The organism is Natronomonas sp., from assembly GCF_046483325.1.
GTDB lineage: Archaea > Halobacteriota > Halobacteria > Halobacteriales > Haloarculaceae > Natronomonas.
In genome coordinates, this window is sequence record NZ_JAWODL010000024.1 from 185419 (window position 1) to 200079 (window position 14661).

The 14661-nt window shown below is 63.3% G+C and carries 18 protein-coding genes; 7 read left to right on the forward strand and 11 right to left on the reverse strand.

Going from position 1 to position 14661, the window contains the following annotated elements; genetic code table 11:
* Positions 1 to 2 precede the first annotated feature (2 nt).
* The 3 genes from psmA (at position 3) to hflX (ending at position 2932) form a co-directional block, all read left to right on the forward strand.
* Positions 3 to 776, forward strand: a complete 774-nt coding sequence (psmA, locus tag R6U53_RS08460) for an archaeal proteasome endopeptidase complex subunit alpha (protein ID WP_410321920.1) — start codon at positions 3 to 5, stop codon at positions 774 to 776.
* A gap of 59 nt (positions 777 to 835) precedes the next feature.
* Positions 836 to 1561 carry a ribosome assembly factor SBDS gene (locus R6U53_RS08465; protein ID WP_410321921.1) on the forward strand — a complete coding sequence of 242 codons (726 nt, stop codon included), beginning with the start codon at positions 836 to 838 and terminating at the stop codon, positions 1559 to 1561.
* A 63-nt stretch (positions 1562 to 1624) separates the two neighbouring features.
* On the forward strand, positions 1625 to 2932 hold the full coding sequence (gene hflX, locus R6U53_RS08470; RefSeq protein ID WP_410321922.1) for a GTPase HflX: 1308 nt from the start codon (positions 1625 to 1627) through the stop codon (positions 2930 to 2932).
* Positions 2933 to 2957: 25 nt separating this feature from the next.
* Here the strand turns inward: hflX and moaC are convergent, their stop codons facing one another.
* The 4 genes from moaC to R6U53_RS08490 form a co-directional block, all read right to left on the reverse strand.
* Positions 2958 to 3443, reverse strand: a complete 486-nt coding sequence (gene moaC / locus R6U53_RS08475; RefSeq protein ID WP_410321923.1) for a cyclic pyranopterin monophosphate synthase MoaC — start codon at positions 3441 to 3443, stop codon at positions 2958 to 2960.
* Between the two features lie 97 nt (positions 3444 to 3540).
* The gene (locus R6U53_RS08480) at positions 3541 to 4986 is read right to left on the reverse strand and encodes an NAD(P)H-hydrate dehydratase (RefSeq protein ID WP_410321924.1); all 1446 of its coding nucleotides are present in this window, start codon (positions 4984 to 4986) and stop codon (positions 3541 to 3543) included.
* A gap of 70 nt (positions 4987 to 5056) precedes the next feature.
* Positions 5057 to 5335 (reverse strand): acylphosphatase, encoded by a 279-nt coding sequence (locus tag R6U53_RS08485; RefSeq protein ID WP_410321925.1) that lies wholly within the window; start codon positions 5333 to 5335, stop codon positions 5057 to 5059.
* 63 nt (positions 5336 to 5398) lie between these two features.
* Positions 5399 to 6313, reverse strand: coding sequence for a DNA-3-methyladenine glycosylase family protein (locus R6U53_RS08490; protein ID WP_410321926.1), 915 nt, complete (start codon positions 6311 to 6313; stop codon positions 5399 to 5401).
* 121 nt (positions 6314 to 6434) lie between these two features.
* Here R6U53_RS08490 and R6U53_RS08495 point away from each other — a divergent pair, with 121 nt between their 5' ends.
* Positions 6435 to 6896, forward strand: coding sequence for a DUF555 domain-containing protein (locus tag R6U53_RS08495; protein WP_410321927.1), 462 nt, complete (start codon positions 6435 to 6437; stop codon positions 6894 to 6896).
* A gap of 107 nt (positions 6897 to 7003) precedes the next feature.
* On the opposite strand, the gene R6U53_RS08500 is transcribed toward R6U53_RS08495, so the two are convergent.
* On the reverse strand, positions 7004 to 7240 hold the full coding sequence (locus R6U53_RS08500) for a UPF0058 family protein (RefSeq protein WP_410321928.1): 237 nt from the start codon (positions 7238 to 7240) through the stop codon (positions 7004 to 7006).
* Between the two features lie 167 nt (positions 7241 to 7407).
* On the opposite strand from R6U53_RS08500, the gene R6U53_RS08505 reads away from it, so the two are divergent.
* Positions 7408 to 7812 carry a translation initiation factor IF-2 subunit beta gene (locus R6U53_RS08505; protein WP_410321929.1) on the forward strand — a complete coding sequence of 135 codons (405 nt, stop codon included), beginning with the start codon at positions 7408 to 7410 and terminating at the stop codon, positions 7810 to 7812.
* On the opposite strand, the gene R6U53_RS08510 is transcribed toward R6U53_RS08505, so the two are convergent.
* The 6 genes from R6U53_RS08510 to R6U53_RS08535 all read right to left on the reverse strand — a co-directional run bounded on the left by R6U53_RS08510 (position 7809) and on the right by R6U53_RS08535 (position 12362).
* Positions 7809 to 8879 carry an ATP-NAD kinase family protein gene (locus R6U53_RS08510; protein ID WP_410321930.1) on the reverse strand — a complete coding sequence of 357 codons (1071 nt, stop codon included), beginning with the start codon at positions 8877 to 8879 and terminating at the stop codon, positions 7809 to 7811. The genes R6U53_RS08505 and R6U53_RS08510 overlap by 4 nt on opposite strands.
* Positions 8880 to 9130: 251 nt before the next feature.
* Positions 9131 to 9829, reverse strand: a complete 699-nt coding sequence (locus tag R6U53_RS08515; RefSeq protein WP_410321931.1) for a competence/damage-inducible protein A — start codon at positions 9827 to 9829, stop codon at positions 9131 to 9133.
* A gap of 72 nt (positions 9830 to 9901) precedes the next feature.
* On the reverse strand, positions 9902 to 10723 hold the full coding sequence (locus tag R6U53_RS08520) for a DUF5803 family protein (RefSeq protein WP_410321932.1): 822 nt from the start codon (positions 10721 to 10723) through the stop codon (positions 9902 to 9904).
* A gap of 6 nt (positions 10724 to 10729) precedes the next feature.
* Complete coding sequence (locus R6U53_RS08525) at positions 10730 to 11401, reverse strand: DUF2110 family protein (protein WP_410321933.1); 672 nt, start codon at positions 11399 to 11401, stop codon at positions 10730 to 10732.
* Complete coding sequence (locus tag R6U53_RS08530; protein WP_410321934.1) at positions 11401 to 11949, reverse strand: transcription factor; 549 nt, start codon at positions 11947 to 11949, stop codon at positions 11401 to 11403. Before R6U53_RS08530 ends, R6U53_RS08525 begins: the two co-directional genes overlap by 1 nt.
* Positions 11950 to 12029: 80 nt before the next feature.
* Positions 12030 to 12362, reverse strand: a complete 333-nt coding sequence (locus R6U53_RS08535; protein ID WP_410321935.1) for a 2Fe-2S iron-sulfur cluster-binding protein — start codon at positions 12360 to 12362, stop codon at positions 12030 to 12032.
* Between the two features lie 103 nt (positions 12363 to 12465).
* On the opposite strand from R6U53_RS08535, the gene R6U53_RS08540 reads away from it, so the two are divergent.
* On the forward strand, positions 12466 to 14217 hold the full coding sequence (locus tag R6U53_RS08540) for a DNA mismatch repair protein (protein ID WP_410321937.1): 1752 nt from the start codon (positions 12466 to 12468) through the stop codon (positions 14215 to 14217).
* A gap of 75 nt (positions 14218 to 14292) precedes the next feature.
* Positions 14293 to 14436 (forward strand): hypothetical protein, encoded by a 144-nt coding sequence (locus tag R6U53_RS08545; protein WP_410321938.1) that lies wholly within the window; start codon positions 14293 to 14295, stop codon positions 14434 to 14436.
* Positions 14437 to 14661 lie beyond the last annotated feature (225 nt).

Consider the following 14661-nt stretch of genomic DNA (forward strand, 5'->3'; position numbering starts at 1 on the left):
CAATGCAGGGACAATCGCAGCAGCAGGCGTACGACCGGGGAATCACCATTTTCTCGCCGGACGGCCGTCTGTACCAAGTCGAGTACGCGCGCGAGGCGGTCAAACGAGGCACGGCGTCAATCGGTATCCGAACGAAGGATGGCGTCGTGTTGGTCGTGGACAAACGCATCCGCTCACCACTAATGGAGCGGACAAGCGTTGAGAAGATCCACAAAGCCGACGACCACATCGGTATCGCGAGCGCCGGCCACGTGGCCGACGCACGTCAGCTTATCGACTTCGCGCGCCGTCAGGCACAGGTCAATCAACTTCGCTACGACGAACCGATCGGCGTCGAGACGCTGACGAAATCCGTCACCGACCACATCCAGCAGTACACGCAGGTCGGTGGCGCACGGCCCTTCGGCGTCGCGTTGATCATCGGTGGAATCGAGGACGGCGAGCCGCGTCTCTACGAGACGGACCCCTCCGGGACCCCCTACGAGTGGCAGGCGCTGGCCGTCGGAGCCGACCGCGGCGACATCGAAGATTACCTCGAGGAACATTACAGCGAGGAACTCGACCTCGACGCTGGGGTCGGACTCGCCTTGGAAGCGCTCGCCTCCGTCAACGACGGCGAGCTCACGCCGGAAGGGATCGGTCTCGCAACGATCTCCGTCGGGGACGAGGGCTTCCGTCAGCGAACCGACGAAGAGATAGAGGCGTATCTCACGGAACACGACCTCCTCGCCGCCGAAGACGACGAGAACGAGGGCGAAGCGGACGCCGACGAGTAACGGCACGGTCCGGTGCGTTTGGGAACATCTTTTATTTTCCGCCACGCGTACCGGTACGTATGATATCTCTTGACGAAGCGGTGACGGCCCGGCTCGAATCCCACGGCCAGCGGTTCGAAGTGCTCGTCGACCCGGACGCCGCGCTGGCGATCAAACGCGGGGAATTCGACGGCGTCCTCGAAGACGTGATCGCGGCCGAGGACGTCTTCGAGGACGCCTCGACGGGCGACCGACCGCCGGAGGACTCCCTCACCGAGGTCTTCGAGACGACCGATCCGCTCGAAATCATCCCGGAAGTAATAAATCGCGGGGAGATACAGATCACGGCCGAACAGCGCCGCGAGATGCAAGAACAGAAGCACAGACAACTCGTCAACATGATCTCCCGTAACGCGGTCAACCCACAGATGGACGACGCACCGCATCCGCCCGAACGGATCGAGCGCGCCCTCGAGGAGGCGGGGTTCAAAATCGATCCGATGGAGCCGATCGAAAACCAGGTCGACGACGCACTCGAGGCGCTTCGTCCCGTCCTCCCCATTCGGTTCGACGAGATCGTTATGGCCGTCCAGCTACCGGCGGAGTACGCCGGCAGCGCGCAGGCCCAGGTTCGGCAGTTCGGTGAACTCGAACGGGAGGAGTGGCAGTCGGACGGCTCCTGGGTCGGTGTCGTTCGATTCCCCGCTGGTCTACAAAACGAGTTCTACGAGTTAGTCAACGAGCACACGAGCGGTGAGGCCGAAACCCGAATCGTCAAGGACGAAGACGAGATCGGGACCCGGTAGCCAGAGACCGTTTGTGCCGTCCCGCCTGAAAGTTAAATAGCGTGGCGACGTACGTTCGATCGAGTGACTGGAACGAACGGTCGGGCAGTCGTCGCAAAGCGGAACGACGACGGCTACCCGGACACGGCTGAGATACGAGACCTGGCCACAGCGGCCGGGTATACCGTCTTCGGCGAGGTATCACAGGAGCGAACGGAAGATCCGGCGCTCTGTCTCGGGGCGGGGAAGGTCGACGAGCTCGCGGATCTCGTCGTCGAAACCGATGCGACGACGGTGATCTTCGATAACCGTCTCGGCCCCTACCAGACGTTTAATCTGGGAAACGAACTGCCCGAGGGTGTCGAGGTCATCGATCGATTTAGACTCATCCTCGATATCTTCGGCCAGCGCGCACAGACCAAGAAGGCGCAACTCCAGGTCGAACTGGCCGAACTCCGCTATGAGTTGCCGCGGGCCGAGGCGAAGGCGTCGCTCGCGAGGCGCGACGAGCGACCGGGATTCATGGGCCTCGGTGAGTACGACGAATCCCGTGAACGAGATATCAAAGCCCAGATCAGCCGGATCAGCGACGAGCTAGAGCGGATCGAGCAGACGGAGGCCCACCGTCGAGAACAGCGTCGCCAGTCGGGGTTCGATCTCGTCGCCCTCGCCGGCTATACGAACGCAGGGAAGTCGACGTTGCTGCGACGGCTGGCGAGTGATCTCTCGATCGACGAAAACGAGGGATTACACCCGGATCTCGATACGACTGCGGAGTCCGAAAACCAACTGTTTACGACTCTCGGGACGACGACCCGACGCGCCGAGTTCGACCGACGCGACGTGTTGGTGACCGATACCGTCGGCTTCGTCTCCGACCTCCCACACTGGCTCGTCGAATCGTTCAGATCGACGCTGTCGGAGGTGTATCGGGCCGACCTCGTGTTGCTCGTCGTCGACGTTTCCGATCCCATCGAAGAGATCAGAGAGAAACTCGTGACGTGTCACGACACGCTGTACGAACGCAACGAGGCCCCGATAGTCACGGTGTTGAACAAAGCCGATCTCGTCGACGACGGCGAGTTGGAGACGAAGCGGGATGCGCTCGCGGCGTTAGCACCGGATGCGATCGTCATCAGCGCGAAGGCGGGACTCGGGATCGACGACCTGCGAGCGCGGATCGACGAGGAGTTACCCGAGTGGCGTCGCGAACGACTCGTCGCTCCAATGACCGACGAGACCATGAGTCTGGTGTCGTGGGTTCACGACCACGCGCACGTCGAGGACGTCGAGTACGGCGACGACGTCGTCCTCGAGTTCGAGGCGCGCCCGGCGATCATAGAGCAGGCTCGCGCCAAGGCGCGGGAACTGTCGGTCGCCCCTGCGGAGTGACCGAGTCACAGTATGCGTGTCTCGTCTACGATTTGGTTCGCTTTTCCTTCGAGACGACCTCTACGTCCGTGATTCGCGTCTCCGGATACTGCCCGTCACCGCTCTTTTCGGCGGACTTCACCATGTCCCACACGACGTTCAACCCGGTCGTGACCGCTTCGAGAGCCTCCATCTCACAACCGGTCTTCCCGGTTGTCTCGACGGCGACGGTGAGTTCGACGCCCGCGTCTTCGACGGCGAACTCCGTCTCGACGTTCGTGATCGGGATCTGATGGCACATCGGAATCGCTTCCCAGGTGTGCTTGACCGCGTTGATCGCACCGACGCGGGCGACGGCGAGGACGTCGCCCTTCTCGAGTTCGTTCGTGCGAATCGCCTCGATCGTCGAGGAACGGAGGTCGATTCGTCCGCGCGCGACCGCTCTGCGCGCGCTGTCCGGTTTGTCGCCGACATCGACCATCTGTGCGTCACCGGTGTCGGTGACGTGTGTGAGGTCGGATTCGTCGCTCATGCGTCAGCCTACGACCGAGCGGCGAAGAAACCATCGGGACACGTCGGTCACCTCCTCCGGTGGCGTCTCTCAGTTCTCGCGGGACATCTGTGAAGTCCTACGATACGCTCGATGCCTCCGGCCACAGCGCCGCGGGCAGCGCGTCGAGGAGGTCCGTCGCCAGCAGTCCGTATCCGTTCTCTTCGACGACGATATCCCCGGCGCGCCCGTTCGCGTACGCGCCGATCGCCGCCGCGTGTATCGGTTCGAAAACGCAGGCCATCGCACCGGTCACGCCGGCGAGGACGTCGCCGGTTCCGCCGACGGTCATGCCTGGATTTCCCGTTCGATTGAGTCTGGTTCGCCCCCCGCTGGAAACCACGTCGTACGCCCCCTTCACCAGAAGCGTCACGCCGAGTTCCAGGGCAAACGACTCGACGAGTTCGGCGCGCTCGTAAGGGTCCTTTGCCGTCGTTCCACCCATGGCTTCGAGCTCCCCCTGATGAGGCGTACACAGAAGCGTCGCGTCCGTCTCTACACGTGGTACCACCTGGAGTGCGTCGGCGTCGACGATCGCTGTGCCGTCGAACGCGGTGAGAAACGCCTCGACCGCATCCAGCGTTTCGTCGGCGTCACCGAGGCCGGGCCCAAACACCACGGAGTCCATTTTCGCCGCCAGTTCGAGCAGTTGCGGTACGTTGGATGGATCGAGCCGTTCGCCCGTCTGCGGTTCGACGATCAGGTTCTCACTGTATCCTTGCACCTCCCTCGCGATCGTCTCCGGACAGGAGACGTAGGCCAGATCGGCCCCCGATCGGAGTGTGGCTCGCGCGGAGAGAGCTGGCGCGCCGGTGTACGGGCCCCCCCCGACGACGAGGACGCGCCCGAAGTCCCCTTTGTGGGCGTTGGGATCGCGTGAGAGTCGACGGAGATCCCCGCGTTCTACGAACCGCTCTGCGGCGTCTGGAATACCGATGTGCGCGACCGTCACGTCGACGTCCAGATTCCGAAGTCCGGGCTTCTCGTCGTGGAACGTAACCACGTGGTCGGCGTCGACGGCGAGGCCGTCGCTCTCACCCGTATCGGCGTCTATCCCCGAGGGTACGTCGACGGCAACGACTGTCGAATCCGCGGCGTTGATGGCTACCGCCGCGGTCGCTTCCGGCTCTCTGAGCGCACCGGTCACGCCGGTTCCGAGCATCGCGTCGACTATGACGTCTGGAGAACGGAGATCGATTGCGGTCGAGTCCTCAACCGTCTGGCGGTCGATTTCAGCCCGTTCGAGCGCCATCCAGTTTCGCCGGGCGATGTCGGTCGAGATCGTTTCGGGACGGCCGAGGAGGTGAACTCGAACGTCGTGTTCCGAGAGAAACCGGGCCGCGACGAACGCGTCACCGCCGTTGTTCCCACGCCCACAGACCAACGCGATCGACGTCCCCGGATCTGCGATCTCACGGACGACGCGCGCGACGGCGTTCCCCGACGATTCCATCAGCTGCTCGCGTGGCACGCCGAGCGCTTCAGCGTTCTCGTCCACGACCGCCATCTCGGTACTCGAGATCATATCTCGACTTCTCACCGAATCGCACTAACCGTTGTGCCGTCGTGGGGGCGAGACGGCGATCGAGTCTCGGTCACCGTCTGATTTCGAACCCCTCGAGGCCACTCGGCTCGGCGTACTCGACGGATACGTCGTCGACGCGCGCGTTCGGGCTCCCGGTGGCACACCACTCGATCATCGTTTCGACGGAGTCGCTGTCGCCTTCGAAGACCGCCTCGACGCGACCGTCCTCGAGGTTTCGAACCCATCCGTCGACGCCGGTCTCGCGTGCGGCGTCTCGCGTCGTCGCGCGGTAATAAACGCCCTGTACGCGGCCCGAAATGACTACGTGTGCGCGCACTCGATCGGCCATGGTCGACGGTTGACGGTGCGGATGCAAAATCCCTCCGACGCGGTCGACGACGCCCGGCGTCGATCAGGCGCCGTCGCCGGTTCGGAGGTGGTGAAACACGTACGTTTGTGCGTACCCGGCGTAGGTCCCGCCGAACTGTGCTCGGATCGCTCTGGACGTCTCGGTGTAGCTTCCGCGCTCACAGTCCGGGTAGTGTTCCTCGATCGCGCTTTGGATCCACGTATCCAGCGGGACGGCCTCCAAATAGCCGAGCGAGAACAGGAGCACGCAGTCGGCCACCTTGTCGCCCACGCCGACGAACCGGGTCAACGACTCCCGGGCGGCCTCGTACTCGAATTCGGCGGCTTCGTTTGGATGCGCCTCGGCCGCCGCGACCATCTCGGCAGTGCGCTGGACGTACGGTGCGCGATATCCCAACGAGAGCTCGCGAAGTTCGGCTTCGGTTGCCTGCGCCAAGCTATCGGGCGTCGGATACGCGCTGTACTCGTTCCCGTCGAAGCCGACCGTTTCGCCGTACGCATCCGCGAGCGCCGTCTGCATCCGGTGGATTCGCCCGACGCGCATCTGTGCTGAACAAATAAACGAGATCAGGCACCCAAACGGCGGGTCGCGAACGAGTCGCAGTCCGCGGTGGGCCTCGTAGGCGCTGTCGACGAGCGGATCGTCCGGTGTGGCCTCGACGATCGAATCGAGGTCATCGTCGAGCCGTAACAGGTGTTCGAGCCGCGCGTAGGCTTTCGGGCTCGAGGATTCCCACTCGAGCCGTTCGTCGGTCTGTCGGACGCGGATGACTTCCGGCTCGTTCGTCTCCGTTACGGTCTCCGGAAGGACGGTGTAGTACCACGGGGATCCGTTCGTCGCTTCTTGATACATTCGCCCGTCCTCTCGCCGCCACAGGTACGACTGACCGCTTTCGAGTGTGGTCCGCAGGTCGAATCCGCCGTCGAAAGACTCGATCGGACGGCTACCGGTCTCCATACTCCCCGCACGCGTCGGGGCGTGTTCGACCTTTCGAATGCGTTCGGTCGGATCTCCGCACCTGACCCCCGCCGTACTGTGGGGGCGAAGGTTCTTGTCCCAGGCGACGCAATACCATACCATGGACTGCCGAGTTGTCGTCGAAGCCGCGGTCCCCGTATACGACGTAGGAACAGCCGATGAGGCGGTTCGAATCGCGATTTCGAAAACCGGGGAGATGTTGAATCCCGACCTCAACTACGTAGAGATCAACATGGGGGAACGGACCTGTCCGCACTGCGGGGAGTCCCAAGAGACGGCGTTTATCGCCGCCGACGAGGGACTCGTGGCCCTGGAGCTCGAAATGACCGTATTCAACGTCGAACACGACGAACACGCGTCGCGAATCGCCCGCAAGGAGATCGGACAGCGGCTCCGGAATATCCCGCTCGAGGTCCTCGAAGTCGAAGTGATCGAAGACGATGGCGATGAGGATGACGAGGAAGAATCCACTTCGGACGGGGGAGACGAAAGCCGAGCGGGTGACGAGGAAGATAGCGATGACGACGTACTACCGGAGTTCGAGGACCTCTTAGACGAGTGAGCCGGCGCGCGCCACGGATATCGCCGTGCGCCGTTACAACCTCGAGCGGATCGCAATGCCGTAGCTCGTCGGTTTGACTGCGTTCTTTAGAACGTCGCGGTGGCGATTCAGTCGGCGGCAGCCGAGACGGCCGGCTCCGTCTCGCGCTCCATCTCTTCTGTGATACCGTCCGCAAGGGCGAAAACGGCGGTTTTGTGATCCGTTTTCGATTTGTGAATCGAGGTGGGTCGTACACCGAGTTCGGTGTATTTCGCGTGTTCTACGTTACATTCTGCCATCTGCTCGTAGTGGTTACATACCTCTGCGAGCAGGCCGTGGAGGTGAATGAGCTCCTGCTTTTTCATAGTCGTCTTCGCGTAGCGACTCAGGGCATATAGTAGTATCCTGACACAAGTTAACACGTTTCTGATGACCTGACGCGCTGAAATTCGGCGTTTTCGGTGCTACGTTCGGACATCGATCGCTTTGGCCCCGGCTGAACATTTTTTTTACTCGACATCGTAATTAACGTATGGAGTACGATGAGAGACTCGACCGGGCACTCGAATCGACTCCCGAAATGGAGGAGGCCACGAGGCGCTTTTCGATTCCCGCCCCCGACGTACAGCAGGAGGGGAACGTCACGGTGTACGAGAACTTCCAGCGGACGCTCGACGTATTCGACCGCGAGGCCACACACCTGATGAAGTATCTCCAAAACGAACTCGGGACGAGCGCGACGATCGACGATCGGGGACGACTCCGGCTGACGGGAGAGTTCCGACGGGGGCGAATCGAGGACGCGATCGAGTCGTACGCCGACGACTACGTCCTCTGTCCGGAGTGTGGGCTCCCGGACACGATACTCGAGACCGAAAACGGCGCGGAGATCCGCCGCTGTACGGCCTGTGGCGCTCGATCCTCGACCGAAACCTAAACGACTTTCAACAGCTGTCTTTCGAACTTCCCGACCCGAACTCGCCGCCAGCCGCGCAGCTCCCTGTCGAGTTCCGGATCACCGGTATCGACACGCAACACTCCGATGTCGGAGAGCTTCTGTTTGGAAGCGATAATCTCGATTTCCGAGCGGCGGATAACGTCCGGTGAGATCTGATCGTTGCCGCGACCGAAGATGAACCCTTGACCGCCGATCGGGGTCACGACGATCACGTTCCGCTCGCCCAACGCTTCGATGATCTCCGCTTCGCCGCCGTCGCGGGCCAACACGTCTCCGTCCCGCCAGACGTCGACGCCCAGCGGTGAGCCGTCTATCCCGAGTTCGGCTTTGACGGCGTCGAGGGTCGATCCCGGACCGAGTACGTACGTCGCATCAGCTTCGCGTATCGCGGCCGCAACGGCGGCTGCGAGCGCTTCGACGCTCCCTCCCCCGATCTGCTTGGACGATTGGATCTCGTCGCCGACGGGAACGGTCGCGAGCGCTTTCAGTTCGGTGTTCACCTCTCCTCCTCGATAGGCGTCCTCGTCGATATCGTTGACTTCGCGGGTCTCGGTCCGATCGAACGTCGCCGCGATGCGACCGGCCGCTCTGGGAGTGACGGCGAAGACCGACGAGTAGACCTTCACTCCGCTGGGAATGCCGAGAACGGGCGTTTCGTCGTCGAGTGCCTCGAGCGTTTCCGCGACATCGACCGCCGTCCCGTCTCCCCCCGCAAAGAGAATGATATCGACGTCCCTCTCGACGAAACACCGGACGGCCGCCCGGGTGTCATCAGCACTCGTCTCCTCGCGCTCGGGGGATCCGACTACGATCGGAGAGAAGCCGGCCGCGACCGCTTCGTCCTCACCCATCATCCCACCGAAGACGTACAACTCGATCGCCTCCGGCTGTTTTTTGAGATGTTCGAGGGCTTCGCGGGCTCGTTGCGGGGAGCGCGGTTCCGCACCGCGGTGTCGGGCCTCTTCGACCTTGTTGTCGGTCCCCTTCAATCCGACCCTGCCACCCATTCCGGCGATCGGATTAACGACGAGCCCAACGAGTCGCATACGTATTCTCCGCGTCGCCGGGGGAAAAACCGACCGGTGTCCGTGTGTGGTCAGTCTCGGGGTTCGATCCACGATCGCTCGAACAAAAGGAACCGATTAATAACCCCTGGGCGGCAACGCCGGTACATGAACCTCATTATGCAGGCCCTCGAAGACAGTCCGGTCATTATCGACGCCGCGGGCTGGGCCGTACTGCTCGCGAGCCTCGCGATCACGGTCGGATGGCTCTGGTATCTCTACCGCTAATCGTACTACTGCCCTGTCTCCGCGATGACCCCGTTTTCCCGTAGCCACTCGGCGGCTTCCTCGACGGCCGCTCGGTCGGTACTCTCGATCTTTACTCTGACGTTTTCGCCGGGATAGCTCCCGACCTTTACATCGAACTGCGCTTGAAGCTCCCAAAGTCGATCGACGAGCGCGCTCTCGGGCTCGTCGAGTGTAACCGATTCGACGTATTTGGGATCCCCATCGAAAGCCTCGGCGATCGATTCGAACATCGCCCGCATCTCCGTGGGAACGCCTGGCAGCACGTAGATGTTCTCTACGACGCAGCCGGGAGCGACGCCGACGCTGTTGTGGAGCGGGCGGGATCCTGCCGGGAGATCGGTGGTTCCCTCCGTGAGGTCAGACCGCGTGTATCCGCCGTTTTCCCGCAGCCACTCGAGGACCGGTTCCGACCGTTCGAGCGACTGTCCGACGGCCGCGGCGACGGCCTCCATCGTCAGATCGTCGTGCGTCGGACCGAGCCCGCCGGTGACGATCACCGCGTCGTACTCCGCGGCGTGTTCGTTGACGATGCGGGCGATGTCCGCGACTCGATCCGGAACGACTGTCACGCGCTCGACCGACGCTCCGCGCTCCGTGAGTCGCTCACCGAGCCACGCGGCGTTCGTGTTCACCGTATCGCCGGAGAGTAGTTCGTCACCGACGGATACCAACGCGACGTTCATGCGCTTCGTTCGGTCCCGGGGCGAATAAGTGCAGTGACGCGACGCTCGGGTGACGACCGGCCACCGCGGACGCTACCGCATTCCCGGTGGGGGTCCCTTCCGATCGTCCTCGTAGTCGACGTCGAGACCTTCCTCGTCCCGCCGTGTTGCGGCGCGTTTTATCGCTCGGTAGTAGTAGATCGCCCCCACTACGCCGACGAGTCCGGCGATGGCCGCGAGCCCGCCCAACAGCCACAGATCTCGATCCAGGTACCACTGTATCGACAGCGCCGACGCTTCGAGTTGGTCCCACTGTAGATGGACGCGGTCGCCGACCACCACCCGAGCGTCGTTCGACGGTCGGACACGCGATAACAGCGGTACCTGCGCGTCGCGGTCGGGGGGCAACGCGACCTCGTAGCTCCCGTGGACGGCCGGCCTAACGACGAGTTCCTTACCGGACTTCGGGGCCGTAAACGCCAGTTGTCCCTCCCGAGCGGGAAGATGTACGATCGTCCGCTGGCGAGTGGTCTCGACGGTGAGTGCATCGGTCGGCGCTTCGGTTCCGTCCTCGCGGAGCGCTACTTGCTCACCATCGACGTATCTGACGACAGTGCCGTTCGTGTACCTGAACTGGAGTGCGGATATCTCGAGTGGCGTTTCGAGCGTTAACGCGTTCGTCCGCCACAGCTCGATGGTGTCGTTATCGCCGGTCACTTTTGCCGACACGTTGTAGACGGCAGTGTAGTTCTCCCGGTTAACCGTGATGAAGGCGTCTCTGTCCGTGTCGTAGTTGTACTCCGCGTCGCCCGAGAGGGCGGCGGGGTCGCCGATGTCGTCCCCGAAGATGGTCGTACAGCCGGTGAGTCCGAGGAAGGCGACGAGCGCGAGGGTGGCGAGCAGGCGGCGATTCATGACATTCTATGGGACGACGGCGAGCAGTTCGGCTTCGAGGTACGGACCGATGTCGGCGAGGAGGCCGGGGGCGTCGGTGCCCTCTCGACAGATGACACTCGATTCGAGCAGGCCGAGCCGTTCGACCGTGACGATGTCCTCCGCGTGGCCGGCACGGTTGACCGTGGCTCGAAGTTGTGCTCGCGTTATGCTGTTGGCGTTGACACGCCCCGTGCCTCGAGTCCACTCGTAGAGGCGGTCGCGTTCCTCGTCCGCGAGACGGTTCGGCGCATCGCCGCCTTCCACGAAGCGAAGCGGCATGTGCTGAACGAGGCCGAATCGCGTGCGTATCTGTACCGGCGTCCCCTGACCGAGGCCGAGTTCGTCCGCCGGGATTCGGACCGACTCGCCGGCGTCGAGAACGACTCCATCTTCGTCCCACGATTCGAGCGTTCCGACGTAGGTCTCGCCGGGCGTTCGGTGCGGCGTGATCGCACCCCACTCGGCCTCGAGGAGGTTCCGAGCGACCGGAGCGTCCTCGCCGGTAACCGTCACCGAGGGGAACTCGTCGTCACGGAGGCCGACGGTGAACTCCACCTCGAGGTCGCCGAGTTCGTTTTCGACGAGCGATTCGAGCGAGTCCATCGCCCGACGGTGGCCCTCCCCCAGAACGTACACTTTGGTGGCGAGGACGACCATCAGGCGCCCGCGACTCCGTCTACGTCCGTTTCGTCGGTGACGTTCAACTCCTCGCGAAGCTCCTCGATCCGCATCTCCATCGCCTCGACGAGCCGTGAATTCTCCATCGTTTCGAGTTGGCCGCCACACTGCGGACACTCGAAGCCGAACTCCATCGCCTCGCCGAACTCGAACCGCAGCTGGCACTGTCCACAGAGGTAGAACTCGTTGTCTTCCTCGTACTGCTTACGCTCGTGGAGTGCGTCCAGGAGACGGTACATCTCCGATTCGAGCTGTTCGGGGATGGAATCGTACTCGAAGGTCCACAGATACGTCAGCCACCCCGAATCCTCGTCGCGCAGCCGCCGGTACGAGGCCAGATCGTTCTCGTAGAGAATGAAAAGCGCCCGGCGCACGTCGTTGAGTTCGAGTCCGAGTTCCTCCGCGAGTTCTTCGTCGGTCACTTCGCCGTCCGGCGGCGCGGCGGCGACGGGCATCCCCGTCGGCCCGACGAGTTCGTGGAGGTACTTCTGAATCACCGGGTCGTTCAGTAGTTCCTCAAAAGCCATTATAGTAAATGCGCCAGCGAATCGTTTAAAAGCTCCGAAACCGGGGGCTGATCGATTGGTGTACTGGTACCAACGGGGAGTCAGTCGTCCGCAGCGGCCGCGTCGGTTTCGTCTACCGCGGCCATCTCCTCGATACTCGGTGGGTACTTGCCCCGGTCGAGTTTCAGATCCGATTTGGGTCGGGCCATGCAGGTCAGCGCGTAGGAGTCACGCTCCTCCTCGGTGAGTCCACGCGCGGCCGGCTGTGTTACCTCACCCTCGATGATCTCGGCCGAGCAGGCCAGACACATTCCGACGCGGCAGGAGTACTCCTGTGCGATGCCTTCCTCGATGCATCGCTTGAGGATCGTCTGTTTGTCCGAGACCGTGATCGTCTCTCCGGTCCCGACGAACTCGACGGTGTAGTCGGTCATGCTCCCCGTTTCGTGTAACCCGGACAAAACTCTTTACCTCCGTCTTTTACCCCGTCCGAGTATCGTCCGTCAGTCTAATACCGCCAGTGGCCGTTCTCCGCTCATGGAACTGGAGGAGTACTGGGGGATCGGTCCGAAGACGCGCGAGGTGCTCGAAGCCTCGATCGGTACCGAGGTCGCGATCGAGGCGATCGAATCGGGGGACGTGCGGGCGCTCGTCGAGGCCGGCGTGGATCGAAGTCGAGTGACGCGCGTCCTCAGGCACGCCCACAGCGCGGAGGGGATGGCCTTGTTGGCGACGGGTGACGCGCGGGTCGTTTACAAGGAACTCCTCGAAACGATCGCGGCACACGCGGTGAGCGAGGCCGCTGCCGACCGGCTCCGGACGCTGACCCCGCTCACCGAACGTGACGAGATGGACGCGCGTCTCGACGCCGTCGAACGGGGTCGAGATGGATGGAAATTGCTGGGCGACGACTCCAGGACTGCGGTCTTCGACGCGTTCGAACGGTACGACGAATCGCCCGACGGTCGGCTCGCAGCCGTCGAGGCGGCCGTCGATCTCGCTCGACTCGACGCCTCGGCTGCCGTCTTCGAACCGATCGACCGACTCGACACCGACGCGCTGGCCGAGGCCGCAGTCGCTCTCGGCGCGCTGGGCGACGATCGGATCGCCAGCGGGGCCGACGACGAACTGGATCGACTGCGTGACGTCCGCGAAACCGTCGATCGTCGGGCGGCGAACACCGACGCGGTTCTCGACGAACTGCGCTCCGGCGGCGTCGACGACACCGCCGCCTTCCGTGAGGGCTTGGTCGAACTCCTCGGCGGGCAGACGACGATCGACCCCTCACGCGTTCGATCGGCGATGGCACGGGATGCGGTCGACGCGGCCGGGTTCGTCTCCGAGACGCTCCGAGCGCTCCGATCGGATCTCGACGGTTCGATCGATCGACGATCCGACGAGGTTCGCGCCGAGTTGGAATCGGCGATCGAAACCGCGGGCGAAGACGTCGACCGTGCCCGCCCGGCGGTGACGAGGGTCGCCAGGGAACTCTCGTTGGGTCGATTTGCTGCGGCCTACGATCTAGAACGGCCGACGTACATCGACGGGGACGGACTCGCGGTCGTCGGCGCTCGGAATCTCTCGATTCTCGACGGCGGCGGCGAAGTCCAGCCGATTACCTACGCGGTTGGTGATCACGGGGTCGACGCACCGGCCGGCGAGCGCGTTACGGTGCTCACGGGGGCCAACAGCGGCGGCAAGACGACGCTCCTCGAAACGCTCTGTGAAGTGGCGATCCTCGCTCACATGGGGCTGCCGGTCGCTGCCGAGACGGCCGAGATATCGACGCTCGATCGGCTGGTGTTCCACAGGCGACACGCGAGTTTCAACGCCGGCGTGCTCGAATCGACGCTCCAGTCGGTCGTCCCGCCGCTCGTCTCGGGCGACCGGACGTTGATGCTCGTCGACGAGTTCGAGGCGATCACGGAACCGGGCCGGGCCGCGGACCTCCTCGGCGGGCTCGTTCGGCTGACGATCACCGAGGGGGCGATCGGAACCTTCGTCACCCACCTCGCGAACGACCTCGAACCGCTGCCGGAGACGGCCCGGATCGACGGCATCTTCGCGAAAGGATTGACCGATGATCTGGAACTCGAAGTCGACTATCAGCCCCGGTTCGGTGCAGTCGGCCGATCCACGCCGGAGTTCATCGTTTCACGCCTCGTGGCGAACGCCGACGACCGCGCCGAGGAGGCCGGGTTCCGAACGCTCGCCAAGGCAGTCAATACGGAGGTCGTCCAGCGGACGCTCTCGGACGCGGAGTGGACGGCGCTCGCGTCCGATCAGTGACGCGCCCACGGTGGACCGGCAGCGATCACGGTTTCGGGCCGATACCGTTTTATGCTCCCTGAGTGTGGGGACCGTATGTCATCGCCTGACGAGTCAGTCGATATCGAGGTCGCCTTCGACGACGGGCTCCTCGCACGGATGGACCGGCTCCGCCTCTCACCGGGCTACGAGAGCCGATCCGACGTCGTCGTGGCCGCCCTAAAGGCTGCGGGGGAGTAGATCCTCGACCGTAGTCGATCGTCGAGTAGCCTTCGGCTAGGCGGTCCAAACCACGAACGTTTCCTTTCTGGGACCGCGCGGTACGTTCGATCGTGAGAACGAGGTCCATCAGTGTCGCTGCGTTTATTGTCAAAGGAGGTGGTCAGCACCATAACGATGGCGATGCCGGCCTGGAGCAGAATGGAAAAGACAGGGGTCCCATGGGGTTTTCTGATCCGTTTGAGG